The sequence below is a fragment of the Nitrobacter sp. MLSD-S21 genome (assembly GCF_058809865.1).
In genome coordinates, this window is the sequence record NZ_JBXASZ010000003.1 from 150,919 (window position 1) to 164,759 (window position 13,841).

The 13,841-nt window shown below is 60.3% G+C and carries 10 protein-coding genes; 7 read left to right on the top strand and 3 right to left on the bottom strand.

The features are described 5' to 3' along the window. Positions 1-73 precede the first annotated feature (73 nt). On the bottom strand, positions 74-3,685 hold the full coding sequence (locus AC1RT6_RS10675; RefSeq protein WP_079447386.1) for an AsmA family protein: 3,612 nt from the start codon (positions 3,683-3,685) through the stop codon (positions 74-76). Between the two features lie 621 nt (positions 3,686-4,306). Further along, on the bottom strand, positions 4,307-4,480 hold the full coding sequence (locus tag AC1RT6_RS10680) for a DUF1328 domain-containing protein (RefSeq protein ID WP_079447412.1): 174 nt from the start codon (positions 4,478-4,480) through the stop codon (positions 4,307-4,309). 266 nt (positions 4,481-4,746) lie between these two features. On the opposite strand from AC1RT6_RS10680, the gene AC1RT6_RS10685 reads away from it, so the two are divergent. From AC1RT6_RS10685 to AC1RT6_RS10695, 3 genes are all read left to right on the top strand, one after another. Continuing rightward, entirely contained in the window at positions 4,747-7,197 is a 2,451-nt protein-coding gene (locus AC1RT6_RS10685; RefSeq protein WP_079447387.1) for an ATP-dependent helicase, read from the top strand. Positions 7,198-7,316: 119 nt separating this feature from the next. After that, positions 7,317-8,237, top strand: coding sequence for an ABC transporter ATP-binding protein (locus AC1RT6_RS10690; protein WP_079447388.1), 921 nt, complete (start codon positions 7,317-7,319; stop codon positions 8,235-8,237). Between the two features lie 2 nt (positions 8,238-8,239). Beyond that, positions 8,240-9,001: an ABC transporter permease gene (locus tag AC1RT6_RS10695; RefSeq protein ID WP_079447389.1), complete on the top strand. Its 762-nt coding sequence runs from the start codon at positions 8,240-8,242 to the stop codon at positions 8,999-9,001. A 79-nt stretch (positions 9,002-9,080) separates the two neighbouring features. Here the strand turns inward: AC1RT6_RS10695 and AC1RT6_RS10700 are convergent, their stop codons facing one another. After that, positions 9,081-9,419 carry a hypothetical protein gene (locus tag AC1RT6_RS10700; protein ID WP_079447390.1) on the bottom strand — a complete coding sequence of 113 codons (339 nt, stop codon included), beginning with the start codon at positions 9,417-9,419 and terminating at the stop codon, positions 9,081-9,083. 266 nt (positions 9,420-9,685) lie between these two features. Here AC1RT6_RS10700 and AC1RT6_RS10705 point away from each other — a divergent pair, with 266 nt between their 5' ends. The 4 genes from AC1RT6_RS10705 to AC1RT6_RS10720 all read left to right on the top strand — a co-directional run bounded on the left by AC1RT6_RS10705 (position 9,686) and on the right by AC1RT6_RS10720 (position 13,840). Then, positions 9,686-10,483, top strand: a complete 798-nt coding sequence (locus tag AC1RT6_RS10705) for a L,D-transpeptidase (RefSeq protein WP_472790421.1) — start codon at positions 9,686-9,688, stop codon at positions 10,481-10,483. 150 nt (positions 10,484-10,633) lie between these two features. Continuing rightward, positions 10,634-12,241 carry a phytoene desaturase family protein gene (locus AC1RT6_RS10710; protein ID WP_079447392.1) on the top strand — a complete coding sequence of 536 codons (1,608 nt, stop codon included), beginning with the start codon at positions 10,634-10,636 and terminating at the stop codon, positions 12,239-12,241. A 299-nt stretch (positions 12,242-12,540) separates the two neighbouring features. Continuing rightward, the gene (locus AC1RT6_RS10715) at positions 12,541-12,810 is read left to right on the top strand and encodes a hypothetical protein (RefSeq protein ID WP_079447393.1); all 270 of its coding nucleotides are present in this window, start codon (positions 12,541-12,543) and stop codon (positions 12,808-12,810) included. Between the two features lie 133 nt (positions 12,811-12,943). Further along, positions 12,944-13,840, top strand: coding sequence for a 50S ribosomal protein L11 methyltransferase (locus AC1RT6_RS10720; protein WP_087881178.1), 897 nt, complete (start codon positions 12,944-12,946; stop codon positions 13,838-13,840). Position 13,841: the final 1 nt, after the last annotated feature.

The following is a 13,841-nucleotide window of genomic DNA, read 5'->3' on the forward strand; positions in this document are numbered from 1 at the left end:
ACCCGGACTTGGTCGGGGACACTTCTTCGCGAGTTGACGCACTGGCTTCGTTCCTCCGGGGAGACGGGCGGCCTCAGCGCTGGCGCACCGGCCTTGGCGCCACGAGCTGTGTCTCCACCGGCAAACGCGCAACCGACGGCGGTGTCGGCACACGGGATACCCGGGCGGCAGTCGTCGGACGCCGAGACGGTAGCGGGACAGCCATCCGACCTCTTGCCGCGAACCGCCGAGGATCCCGCTTTGGTCTTGGTGGATGAGTGACGGGTGCTGCGTCCGAAGCCAGTAGACTAGCGGAAAGATTTGAGGGTTCAGCCTGCAGGGATGCCTGCGCCGGGGAAACGCTCGGAGCCGGCTCCAGGCTTTGCTCGATCGAGTCGAGTCTGCGAGACTCGCGATCAATCGACCTCACCGCAAGCCATGAGGACAGCGCCGCGACATCAATAGCCCGGTTTATCGCGTGGGACGGCCCAACTGCGAATATCTGAACTTGCGGACGATCGTTCGCAGACCCGGTCGAGGTTGACGCAAGGCCAGCGCGCATATCGACTTGATCCGACGTGATGTCATAGCCGCCGGAGACAATCGCCTGCGCACCTTCGCCGTCTAACGGCGTTGGGCTAACACGCACACGGCCATCCCTCACCGTGAACGGAATTTGCGCCGATACGACCGACAGCGGACCGGCGGTGAGAGACTGCTCTACGATCTCCTGCAATCTAGCATCGTCCGATCCCCGCTCGACATTGCCATTGATCGCAACTTCGAACACGCGCGGATCGAGCCCTGAAATCCGCGCGTGATCGAGCGTGACCACCCCGTCGCCGGACAACGCTCCCACCATCGCCGACGCGCTGCGGCCCCGGCTGGCGAGTGTGATCCGCGCCGAGATGCGGCCGGCAGGCATCGCCAGCGCACCGTATTGCAATGCTGCCCCCTCGACGTTGGTGAATTGGACGTTCGCATTCAAGGCAACGCCTTCGGCGGTCTGCCCAACATGGAGGCTTGCCGTGGCATCGCCATCGCCGATTTTCCCCTTCATCGCATCGAACGTCAGGGAATGGTCGTCCCCTTTGACAACGCCGCTGACGGGTCTCAATTCAGCGCCTCCCGGCAACGTGCCGCGCAGCGCCGCGAAAGCCAGTTGACCGCGCCAGCCCTCCGGCAGGCCGACATTCAACGGCTCCGCCGGATCACGCCCCCCGAAGTCGACTGCAAGCCCGAACACCGTCGCCAGATCGAGCGTATTGATTCCGAGTTCGCCTTCGAGGCGCCTTTCGTTTCCTAGACTGACCGTAACATGCCCGCGCATACGCGAGTCGCCGATCGCGCTATCGAGATCGCTGAAAATCAGCTTGTCGTCGGCCAGGATGACATGGGACGAGAGCCTGACCTCCTGACCGTCGGGACCGGACGGCTGAAGATTCAGTCGCGGCTTGAGATCGACGCGGTGAACTGTGAGATTAAGGTCCGCCTTCCGATCCGATGACCATGGCTGCACCATTCCTTTTATTTCGGCATCCAGATCGGTTCCTGACATCCTCGCATTTAGCTGAGCCGGGGTACGCCAGGTTCCCGTCGCTGTAGCTTCCAATACAGATGGGTTCGCAACCGCGATCACACGATCAAGACCCAGCAGCATCGGCACGCCCCCGCCGCGCTCCGACGTCAGATTCGTCCGAAGCGTCACCTCGCTGCGTGCCAATACATCAAAATCGGCGGCGCGTACCGCCGCGAGTGAAGGTGCTGCAACCAGTGACAGTGAGCCTTTCAGTTGCGGCAGATTGACGTCGAGTGTAGCGCTGGCATCTGCCTTGTTGTTGTCGGCAAGGCTCTTACCAACGTTGAGCGTGAGGCGAAGCTGGGCAGCCCCCGCGGCCGCCGGTATCGCATCGAGGCGCGCCGCAACGCTCGGTGCGAGCGGAGCAATCACGCTCGCCATAGGGGCAACCGACTCAGATGTCGCATTCAACGATAACTTCCCGGTGGTATTGATGCGGTCGAATGCACCGGAGCTATCGATCATGAGTCCGCCGGAGGAGCCGACTTTCAATTGTTCGAGCGAGATTGCCGTTGGCCCATAACTCAGTTCGGCGAGAAATGGACCGAACTCCCGTGTCGCCCACATCGCGTGATCAACATTTAAGGACAATCGTCCCTCACTGGGCCAACTGTCTTGCAATGCCGCGACCGCGCGCACCAGACTTGCCGCCGCATCAAGATCGAGACGATCCGCTTTGAGTTCAGCTTCGGCCCGCGTACCGTTCTCCGGTGTCAAATCGACAAACGCCAGCCGCCCTTCAACGCTGCCACCCTCGATATCGGCCTTGAGCTGTTCGAAGACCACCTGGCTTTGATCAGCAGTCAACTTGCTTTGCACATGCAGCGGCTTTCGGCTCAGATGAGTGACTTCGCCACGGCCCTGCAACCATGCGATGAAAGTATCGGGATCAGACGATTCAACGTCGAGTGCACCGTTGAGTCGCGGCGACGGTCCGGGCAGCAGGATCGCGCCGTTAACAGCCATACGCGTGGCGCCGGGAGCGTGGAATTCCAGCCGGCTGATCGTCCATGAAGCAGCGTCGCTGCGTAAGTCAGTGCTGAAATTTTGTATCGGGCGGCCGCCCAGCATGATCTGGTCGGCGCTGATCTCTATGTCGGCGGCGAGCCATGGTTTCGGGATTTTTGTTAGATAACGTTGCATTGTCTGCAACATCTTTGCGGGATCGGCCTGTTCCTTGGCAAACAGGCGGTCGGCGTCGAGTTGACGCGCGGAGAATGCAGCGCGAAGCCGGGGCGACGAGCCGAAACGAATGTCTCCTTTGCCTGTGAGCCTCAGCGCAGAGTCGGCATGACCATAACTAGCATCAACCTGCTCGAGACGCGCGCCTTTCGGATCTGCTTTTACGTTGGCCGATACACGCCATGGTCTTTGAGAGGGGGCGACCGAAAAGTTTTTGCCGACAGATTCCCCAGCACCTGCCAGCGTCAGCGCGCCATCGAAGCGCGGGATCTGTTCGTCGAATGACAAGATCCCATCGACGTCGATGAACTCCGCCCGCGTTCCGGGATCGATCGCGACGTGAACACGGCTGGCACCGCCGGCACTCGCCTGTGCGAGCGAAATTTGGAAGGGATATCGCGTTCCTGACAACACGAAATTGCCGTCGCCGCGCACGGAAGCTCCCGATGGCCGCACCTCTCCACTGAACGCGATGTCGTTCAATTCCAAAGTGCTGCGGCTTGCAGCATCATGAAGCGCTACGCGGCCGGTGAGATTCAACTGATCAACAGAAAGCGAGCCGAAATTGAGCGATAGTGGCCAGCCCATCCGCTCTCTGTCATTGAGACCGAGGTCGAGCGCAACACCGTTGATCGTCAATTCGGTTGCGCGCCACTCTCCACGCATCAGCGAACCAAGGCTGAATTCGACGGCGAGACTGTCGGCCTGTACCTGTCCCGGATCGTTCGGCCTTCCAACGAATACCGACTCAAGCCGCAATGACGGCGACGGCAGCAGCCGGGCGTCGATCCTACCCTCGACCCGCACCGGCGCGCCGATCACGCGCGCCGCCTCTGTCTCGAACTGGGACCGAAACCGGCTCCAGTCGATGAAATGCGGCCCGATCAGCGCGGCGATGAGCGCAACAATGAATGTAATCGCCAGGCCGAGCAGCGTCGTCTGCACGGTGTCCCCCTCTGACCCTTCCGACAGAATTGCATTCGTTCGGGTCGCCCTTCCGCAAATGGTAGACCCGGGTTCGTGCTTCCGGACTCCGCGAGGCGCACTAAAACGAATGCCGTATCCTTATACTAATAACAACTGTGGCAAAGTCGCAGCGACGGCAGGCAGCGCATTGTTCCTGGAAGGGGCGGCGCAGACAGTGCGAAGCGATGATGGCGGTCAAGTGATCCATCATCGCGCACCGACCTGTTCTGGCTCGAACTGGGGAATCGGCCTCGATTACATGAAAGCGTGCCCGCGCCTCCCGCGTTCATGGCCGAATCCCATTTGCGCTATTTGCGGGAAATCGCCTGGACGGCCCAATTGTAGATCCAACTCTTCGGATTGATCGACGAAAAGCATCTGCGTGAGGGAGAGGAAATTACAACACGCTCACCGAGAAGCCTCTCGGCAACCTCCGAACGATGACGCTTCACGTCGAGATGGCCGCCCGCTGTCCCCCTCGCCTCCGATAGCGGTGCCCACTTCAGGCCGTCGTTGCCCTTGCAGCATCGCCGCGCGTCCCCGAGGGCACAGCGCCGGACAATCGCGATGCCCTCGACACCCCAGGTTAAAACCCGCGCGCTATGCGCCGGGTCGGCCGCGCAACAACCCGACCACCGCTGAAACCACTAACAGAATCAGCGCGATGAAAAAGATGATCTTCGCGATTTCGATCGAGGCGCCCGCGATACCTCCAAAGCCCAAAACGCCGGCAATCAATGCAATGACCAGGAACGTCACTACCCAATTCAACATGATCTGGCCTCCATTTTTGCGCGCTTTGCGCGTGACTGAAAAACAATCCGTCACCGGAACAATAGTTCCGCCCGGTCCTACACGAGAAAGTTCTGAAAATGAGCGGCTTTTGGGGAACAAAACGTCGAACGCGGCGAGATCATTCCATTGGCTTGGACGCAGAAAAGCCGATACGAAGCGCGTCACCCCTATATATTTCATTGATCCGACTAAGAGGCTCTCCCCTTCGCTGGCCAGCAGTGTCATCGTGGGGAAAGACGATTCGCATGACCGATCCAGGTAGACTGATCCATAGCAACGTTTCCGAGCACCAGCCCGCCGCCGGCGGCATCGCTGCGCGCGCGCGGGCCGCAGCAACGCCACGATATCTGAGCGGGCTCAATCCGGAACAGCGCGAGGCCGTGGAAACGCTGGACGGACCGGTTCTGGTGCTGGCCGGTGCGGGAACAGGCAAGACCCGCGTGCTGACGACCCGCATCGCGCATATTCTCAGCCAGGGCCGCGCCCGCCCTGGCGAGATCTTGTCGGTGACTTTCACCAACAAGGCCGCTCGCGAGATGAAGCATCGTCTCGGCCAGATGCTCGGGCAAGCAGTCGAAGGTATGCCGTGGCTCGGCACCTTTCATTCCATTGCGGGCCGGATCCTGCGCGTTCATGCCGAACTGGTGCAACTCAAATCCAACTTCACGATTCTCGATGTCGACGATCAAATCCGCCTGCTCAAACAGCTTCTGCAGGCCGACAACATCGACGACAAGCGCTGGCCCGCACGGATGCTGGCCGGGTTGATCGACGGCTGGAAGAACCGCGGACTGACGCCCGCACAGGTGCCATCGGGCGAAGCCTCCGTATTCGGCAACGGTCGCGGCGGCAAGCTTTACGCCGCCTACCAGGCGCGGTTGAAAATCCTCAATGCAGTGGACTTCGGTGATTTGCTGCTGGAGAATGTCCGGTTGTTTCGCGAGCATCCGGACGTGCTGCGGCAATACCAGAACCGCTTCAAGTTCATCCTTGTCGACGAGTATCAGGACACGAACGTTGCGCAATATCTATGGCTGCGGTTGCTGTCGCAGGCGCCGCCTTCATCGCAAGCGCATTTTCCCGCTTCCTCTCCGGGAGAGGATCCGAGCCCGCGCACGGCCCAGCCCAAAAACATCTGCTGCGTCGGCGACGACGACCAGTCGATCTACGGCTGGCGCGGCGCCGAGGTGGATAACATCCTGCGCTTCGAGCACGATTTTCCAGGCGCCAAGGTGATTCGACTGGAGCGTAATTATCGCTCAACCGGCCATATCCTCGCCGCTGCCTCGCACCTGATCGCGCATAACGAAGGCAGGCTCGGCAAGACATTACGTACCGAGGATATCGACGGCGAGAAGGTCACCGTCACCGGCTCCTGGGATTCCGAGGAGGAAGCCCGAGCCATTGGCGAGGAAATCGAACAGCTCCAGCGCGCCGGCGAAAAATTGAATGAAATCGCAATTCTGGTGCGCGCCTCATTCCAGATGCGCGAGTTCGAAGACCGCTTTGTCACGCTTGGCCTGCCCTATCGCGTTATCGGCGGTCCTCGCTTCTACGAGCGCGCCGAAATCCGCGACGCGCTCGCCTATCTGCGCCTCATCAACTCGCCAGCTGATGATCTTGCCTTCGAGCGCATCGTTAATGTGCCCAAACGTGGCCTGGGCGATGCCACCGTCCAGACGCTGCATGGCATCGCGCGAAAGCGGCAGATCCCGCTCAGCGAAGCGGCCCGCACCGTTGTCGAAACCGACGAGTTGAAACCGAAAGCGCGCGGATCGCTGCGCGCTTTGGTCGAGAGTTTCGACCGGTGGCGCGTGCAGCGAGAGGCCATACCGCACACCGAACTTGCCGAGATCGTGCTGGACGAGAGCGGCTACACGGAGATGTGGCAGAAGGATCGCTCGGCTGATGCTGCTGGTCGCCTGGAGAATCTGAAAGAACTGGTACGCTCGATGGAGGAGTTCGAAAACCTGCAAGGCTTTCTCGAGCATATATCTCTGGTGATGGATCGCGACGGCGGCGCCGACGAGGATGCCGTCTCGGTCATGACGCTGCATTCCGCCAAAGGGCTCGAATTCGACAGCGTCTTCCTGCCAGGCTGGGAGGAAGGTCTGTTTCCCCATCAGCGCGCGCTGGATGAGCAGGGACGCTCTGGTCTCGAAGAAGAGCGCCGCCTCGCGCACGTCGGGCTGACACGGGCGCGCCGACGCGCAAAGCTCTATTTCGCTACCAATCGCCGTATCCATGGCTCATGGTCGACGACGATTCCGTCCCGCTTCCTCGACGAACTGCCGGCTGAAAACGTCGAGATCACGGAATCGAAGGGTGGGTCGGGATGGGGCGGAACGGGCGGTTACGGCCCCTCGCGGTTCGACAACATCGAGGCGTTTGGCTCGAGCTATGCAACGCCTGGCTGGCAACGCGCACAGGCCAATCGCGGTCGGGGCGGATTTAATGAGACCAATGCACCCTATGCTGCGAGCCGACCGAAGTCGAAGTACACGCCATTGACCATCGAAGGCGAACTGGTCGCGAAATCTACCGGCACGACATCCGAGTTCTCACTTGGCGACCGGGTCTTTCACCAGAAATTCGGCTACGGAAAAGTGGCGCGGATCGATGGCAACAAGCTGACCATCGCTTTCGAAAAAGCCGGCGACAAAAAGGTGGTCGATAGCTTTGTGAAGCGGGTGTAGCCGAATTGCGAACCACCGCACGTGTTCTTATCTAACCTCCATTCCATCATCCTGCCATTCGACGCGATAGCATCTTCTCGTCGTCCCTTTTCCACCAGCTTACAGCGTGTCAAGCTCGCATGTCGCCCATCATATCTATTTCCGGCTTGTCGAAGACCTACGCGTCCGGCTTCGCAGCACTGAAGAGCATCGACCTCGATATCAAACGGGGTGAGATTTTCGCACTGCTCGGCCCTAATGGCGCCGGCAAGACAACGCTCATCAGCATCATTTGCGGCATCACCAACGCGTCCGCAGGTCAGGTGCGGGTCGACGGTCGGGACATCCGGCGCGACTATCGAACTACCCGCGCGCTGATCGGCCTGGTGCCGCAGGAACTGCATACTGATGCGTTCGAAACGGTCTGGGCAACCGTGAGTTTCAGCCGTGGGCTGTTCGGAAAGCCCAAGAACCCGGCCCATATCGAGAAGGTCCTGAGAGATCTCTCGTTGTGGGACAAGAAAGATAGCAAGATCGTCACGCTGTCCGGAGGCATGAAACGACGTGTTATGATTGCGAAGGCCCTTTCACACGAGCCGCAAGTGCTGTTTCTCGACGAGCCCACAGCGGGGGTCGATGTCGAATTACGGAAAGCCATGTGGGAGATGGTGCGCGCGCTGCGAGCCTTGGGCGTCACGATCATTCTGACGACGCATTACATCGAAGAAGCTCAAGAAATGGCGGACCGTGTCGGCGTCATCAATAGGGGCGAGATCATTCTCGTCGAAGAAAAGGCAGCGCTGATGCAGAAGCTCGGCAAAAAGCGGTTGAAGCTTCATTTGCAGTGCAAGGTCGAAGCCATACCTGCAACGTTGGCGGCTTACAATCTCGAACTTGCCGCAGACGGAATGCAAGTGATCTATACCTATGATACCCAAAGTGAGCACACCGGCATCACCAGCCTGCTGAGCGATCTCCGTGCCGCGGGTATCAGATTTTCCGACCTCGACACCACTGAAAGCTCGCTGGAAGAGATCTTCGTCAGCCTGGTAAGGACCTGACCATGAATTTTGGAGCCGTGCAGGCGATTTACAAGTTCGAAATGGCGCGCACTTGGCGCACGCTGCTGCAAAGCATCGTGTCACCGGTGGTTTCGACCTCGCTTTATTTTGTGGTGTTCGGCGCGGCAATCGGATCGCGCATCACTCAGGTCGAGGGCGTCAGTTACGGCACTTTCATTGTGCCCGGACTCATAATGTTGTCGGTGCTGACGCAAAGTATCACCAACGCATCGTTCGGGATCTACTTCCCAAAGTTCATAGGCACCATTTACGAGATACTGTCGGCGCCGGTCTCCTATTTCGAGATTGTCCTCGGCTATGTGGGGGCGGCTGCGACCAAATCGATTATTCTAGGCCTGATCATTCTGGCCACCGCCGGTCTGTTCGTGCCATTGCACATTCATCACCCGATATGGATGCTGACCTTTCTGATATTGACCTCAGTGACCTTCAGTCTTTTCGGCTTCATCATCGGGATTTGGGCCGACGGTTTCGAGAAACTGCAGATGATTCCGATGTTGATCATCACGCCGCTAACATTCCTCGGAGGAAGTTTTTATTCGATCAACATGCTGCCGCAGACTTGGCAAACCCTCGCGCTTTTTAATCCCGTCGTCTATCTCATCAGCGGATTCCGGTGGAGTTTTTACGAGATTGCTGACGTCAGCGTGTCCGTGAGTATTGGCATGACAGTCGGTTTTCTTGCGGCCTGCATGTTGATGGTATGGTGGATATTCAGAACCGGCTATCGGCTTAGACATTAAATTGTGATGCGCAAACGCAGACCGCGACGGGTTCAACCCCCGACCGCGGTCTGCTCATACGTCATACGGGAAATCCTTATCAACGGTAGCAGTGGAAATGCCCGTGCTTCCAATAACCACGGCATCGATGCCCCCTTCGGTATCCGCGATCCGGAATGCCGAGCACGCCGTTGACGCCGCCCACGGCACCCCCGACGCCGGCGCCAATCGCGCCGCCGATTGCGCCACCCACCGGCCCTGCCGCACGATGACCCTCGTACGCGCCTTGGTTGGCACCACGCTCCATGCCATTGAAGACGCCCTGAGCATGCGCTTGATGCGGAATGGCGAATAGGGCCAGCGCCGCTGCAGCAGCGGCTACCGCGATCCGCAATCGGAAAGAAGGCTCGGTTGGCAATGCTATGGTTCTCATCCTCATCGGCGTTTCTGTCCTTATTTTGAATCTAGCTAGGTTGCCCCAACAGGCCGTGATCGCTGGATCTGAGGTGATATAATGTGGAATCCCGCCGAAAGTTCCAAGCCGTGCGCGAGGGCGCTTTCCAAGGTCTCACCCGACTTTTCCTCCCCGCCGCCTTGGTCGTGCCGCCTCGTGAGTTAACGATGACGCAAACCCGCTACTGGAAGCACATCCTGTTTGAGCGCATATATGGCTCGGGGACGTAGGCTGAAGTCGAGGCCGAGGTAATGCGCAAGTTTCTTATTCCTGTTTCCGCTCTGCTGTTTCTCGCCGCTGGTAGCGTCGCCCACGCAAAGGTGTCCATTGTGGTCGACAAGGACAATCAGCAAATGACCGTTTCCGTCGACGGCGTTGAACGCTATCAATGGCCGGTCTCGACTGGAAATCCGTCGCACGAAACTCCGAATGGAAAATTCCAAACTTTCCGGATGGAAGCCGACCATTTCTCCAAGGAGTTCGACGACGCGCCGATGCCGCACTCGATCTTCTTCACCAAGATCGGTCATGCCATCCACGGCACGTTCTCCGAGGGCAGCCTCGGCGTCCCCGTCTCTCACGGCTGCGTCCGTATCTCGCGCGCCAACGCCAGCACACTGTTCTCTCTCGTGAAGACAGAGGGCGTCCTCAACACCACCGTCACACTGACTGGATCGTCGCGCGTGGCGCTGGCGCGCAATCCTCGTAGCAGGCGGCAAACCGATGTCGCCCGTCGCGATCCGGCGTCGGCCTATCAATCTTACGATGCCGCCGGAAATCCGGTCGATCTGACGCCCGGACAGATCGCACCCGGTCGCCAGCCGCAAGCCACCGTTCGCGGCGACGACGGCTATATCTATCCGGCGGACGGCAGTTCCAACGATCAGCGTTATCCTGCTCCGCGCGGTTATCGTCGCGGTGCGCAGAACGTTCCTCAACCACAGCAATACTACTACGGCGATCAAACAGGCTACGGATACGCGCAGCCTCAGGTCTATGCGCCACGACCCTATCGGTCGCGTGGCCTGTTCTCTGGCTTCGACGACTGACCGCTACTATCTTCACCATTGCGCTGTTACCGCCAACGCAGAGCGTGTCATCAGGCTGAACTCGGCTCTTAAGCCTTGTGCCGTCCATCGGACTTTCCGATAAGAGCTTGAAGGACGGCAGTCAGACCGTCTGAGGACTTTGAAGCGGATATGTCAGACACTGACGTCGTTATCATCGGCGCAGGCCACAACGGCTTGACGTGCGCGGCCTATCTCGCAATGGCCGGACTCCGCGTCAGAGTCGTGGAGCGGCGCAAGGTGGTAGGCGGCGCAGCGGTGACCGAGGAATTCCACCCAGGTTTCCGCAATTCGGTCGCGGCCTACACCGTCAGCCTGCTCAATCCGAAAGTCATCGCCGACCTGCAGCTTCACGACCACGGCCTGCGGATCGTCGAACGCCGCGCGCAGAACTTCTTGCCCGCTCCCGACGGCCGCTTCCTGCTCACCGGCGAAGGCCGCACCCGGGCATCGGCGGCTCGCTTGAGCGAACGGGATGCAAGCGCGATCGGCGATTTCATGCGCGAACTCGAAGAGATCGCCGACGTTGTCCGCCAATTCGTGCTCCGCGCGCCACCAAATCTCGTTGAGGGGCTTGGCCTCAAGGCGGCGCACGAGTTCGTCAACGCCGCCGGAACGGTGGGTATCTTGCGCGGGCTTTCGCTGGAGCAGCAACGCAGCCTGCTCGATCTCTTTACGCGATCGGCAGGAGACATGCTCGACGATCGCTTCGAAACCGATCTTATCAAGGCTCTGTTCGGCTTTGACGCCATCGTCGGCAACTATGCGAGTCCCTACGCGGCCGGCTCGGCCTACGTGATGCTGCACCATGCTTTCGGGGAAGTGAACGGCAAGAAGGGCGTTTGGGGACACGCCATCGGCGGCATGGGCGCGATCACCCAGGCGATGGCAATGGCCGCCCGCGCGACCGGTGTGGAAATCGAAACGAACGCAGGCGTGCGTGAGATCGTTGTCGAAGGAAAGCAGGTAGCAGGTACCGTGCTCGACGACGGACGGACGATCCGCGCAAGATATGTCGCGGCGAACGTCAACCCAAAACTACTGTATACGCGGCTGTTGCCCGCAGACGCGCTGCCCGCCACCTTTCTGACCCGCATCAAGAACTGGCGCAATGGCTCCGGGACATTCCGGATGAACGTCGCGCTCTCCGCCCTCCCCTCATTCTCCGCCTTGCCGGGCGCCGGCGACCATCTCAGCGCCGGTATCATCATTGCACCCGGTCTCGACTACATGGACAGCGCCTGGCGTGACGCGCGAAAGTTCGGCTGGAGCCGCGAACCGGTGATCGAGGTTCTGATCCCCTCGGTGATCGACGATTCCCTCGCACCGCCCGGCCGCCATGTGGCCAGCCTTTTCTGCCAGCATGTCGCGCCGCAATTGCCTGACGGCGCGTCTTGGGATGACCATCGCGATGAGGTCGCCGACCTCATGATCGCGACCGTCGACCGCTACGCGCCGGGCTTTACCGCCAGCGTGATCGGCCGGCAGGTCCTGTCACCGCTCGACCTCGAACGCGAATTTGGATTGCTGGGCGGCGATATCTTCCACGGCGCGCTGACGCTGAACCAATTGTTTTCGGCCCGGCCGATGCTGGGCTACGCAGATTATCGGGGCCCGCTGAAGGGGCTCTATCACTGCGGCGCCGGCGCGCATCCCGGCGGAGGTGTCACAGGCGCACCCGGTCATAACGCCGCCCGCGCCATCCTGCGGGATCACCGGGCGCTGTTCGCTCGCCGCTAACAATCAGCACCACATAGACTATCGCCAGCGAAGCCAATTCCGACCACAACCCAAGCCGATGCCGAGGCGACGGATAACGCTGTCGAAAACCCTGTGCGAAACCGAGGATCAGACTGTGGAAATCCTGTGGATATCTTTGTGGAAAGCTTCCGCATCCCCGGCCGCCCTTCGTGACAATCGCGACGCCTGTCGCCGTCACTCCGCCCACGCCTTCCGGCCCGCGCATTTTCCATCGTCTAAGTTTCCGATTTGCACTAAAGCAAAGGCCTGACGAAAGCAGGCAAGTTCTGGGGGGTGAGGTGCTACAAATTCTTGGCCGGGTTTTTCTGGCGATTCTTGTCCCGACTTATCTCGGTTATGTCGGCGCATCGTTGAATATGTTTGACGTCTACCTGCTCGTGGCCGCCTCCTGGTCGCTGTGGGCCTATGGGCAACCGGGACCGCAAGAGCTCTGGGAAAGCGGCGGCATCATCGCAATTATAAAGGGCTGGCTTGTCATGGTGTTCGCCATTCTCCTGGTCGCCGGACCGGCCTATGGCATCGGCTATCTCATTTCCAAATATGTATGAGGCCCTGCGGGATCTCCGTTCCCCTTTCCGCTTCTCATGAAATCCGAGGCGGAGCTATGATCTTGATTTAATGCGTTTTCTTCACGCGAACCGGTCCACTTCGCTCGAAAACGCTATGGACCCCGGGCTGTCGATGACAAATGCCATTTCGCCGGCAACAAGCTGCGCCGCCTTCGCCATCGGGGCAGAGCAGATCGCGCGTCGGGTCGTCGATCTCCTGACCGAAAGCCTTGAGGATAGCGAGGCCGCGGTTACCGCATTCGAACGCAGCGACGGCTGCTGGAGCATCGCGGTCCACTTCGCCGATCCGCCGGACGAAAAACGAATCCGCGCGCTGATCGCTCTCGCCGCTGGCGATGAGATCGCCCGGACCGTCGTCTTCGATAGCGTTGCCGCCAGGGACTGGGTCGAGGCCAGCCTTGAAGGGCTGGCTCCGGTCCCCGCTGGCCGCTTCATCGTCCACGGTCGGCACGACCGCGCACGCGTCCCGCCGAACAAGCTGAGCATCGAGATCGAGGCCGCGCTGGCATTCGGCACCGGCCATCACGGCACCACCCGGGGCTGTCTGCTGTTGCTCGATCAGGTACTGCGCGCCCGGATGCCGCGGCGCGTTCTCGATCTCGGCGCTGGCACGGGCGTCCTGGCCATCGCCGCGGCCAAAGCGCTGCGTCGGAACGTGCTGGCCAGCGACATCGACCCGCGTTCCACGTCCGTGGCAAGAGAGAATGCCGTATCGAACGGCGTCGGCAATCTTGTCGAGGCAATCTGCGCGACCGGCTTTTCCGCGCCGTCGTTTCGCATGCGCGCGCCGTTCGATCTGGTGCTGGCGAATATCCTTGCCAATCCGCTGCGGCAGATGGCCCCGGCCATGGCGCGTCACCTCGCGCCTGAAGCCATGGTGATCCTCTCGGGGCTGCTGCCGCAGCAAACTCGCGGCGTCATCGCGGCCTACCGCGCGCAGGGGCTGGTGTTGATCCGGCAGATCCGGATCGACGGGTGGTGCAGCCTGCTGATGCAGAACAGACGATGAC

Excerpts from the sequence above, each read along its gene's own strand:
- AC1RT6_RS10680 (WP_079447412.1), bottom strand. The coding sequence starts at position 4,480 with ATGTTGAATTGGGTAGTGACGTTCCTGGTCATTGCATTGATTGCCGGC.
- AC1RT6_RS10685 (WP_079447387.1), top strand. The coding sequence starts at position 4,747 with ATGACCGATCCAGGTAGACTGATCCATAGCAACGTTTCCGAGCACCAG.
- AC1RT6_RS10690 (WP_079447388.1), top strand. The coding sequence starts at position 7,317 with ATGTCGCCCATCATATCTATTTCCGGCTTGTCGAAGACCTACGCGTCC.
- AC1RT6_RS10695 (WP_079447389.1), top strand. The coding sequence starts at position 8,240 with ATGAATTTTGGAGCCGTGCAGGCGATTTACAAGTTCGAAATGGCGCGC.
- AC1RT6_RS10700 (WP_079447390.1), bottom strand. The coding sequence starts at position 9,419 with ATGAGGATGAGAACCATAGCATTGCCAACCGAGCCTTCTTTCCGATTG.
- AC1RT6_RS10705 (WP_472790421.1), top strand. The coding sequence starts at position 9,686 with ATGCGCAAGTTTCTTATTCCTGTTTCCGCTCTGCTGTTTCTCGCCGCT.
- AC1RT6_RS10710 (WP_079447392.1), top strand. The coding sequence starts at position 10,634 with ATGTCAGACACTGACGTCGTTATCATCGGCGCAGGCCACAACGGCTTG.
- AC1RT6_RS10720 (WP_087881178.1), top strand. The coding sequence starts at position 12,944 with ATGACAAATGCCATTTCGCCGGCAACAAGCTGCGCCGCCTTCGCCATC.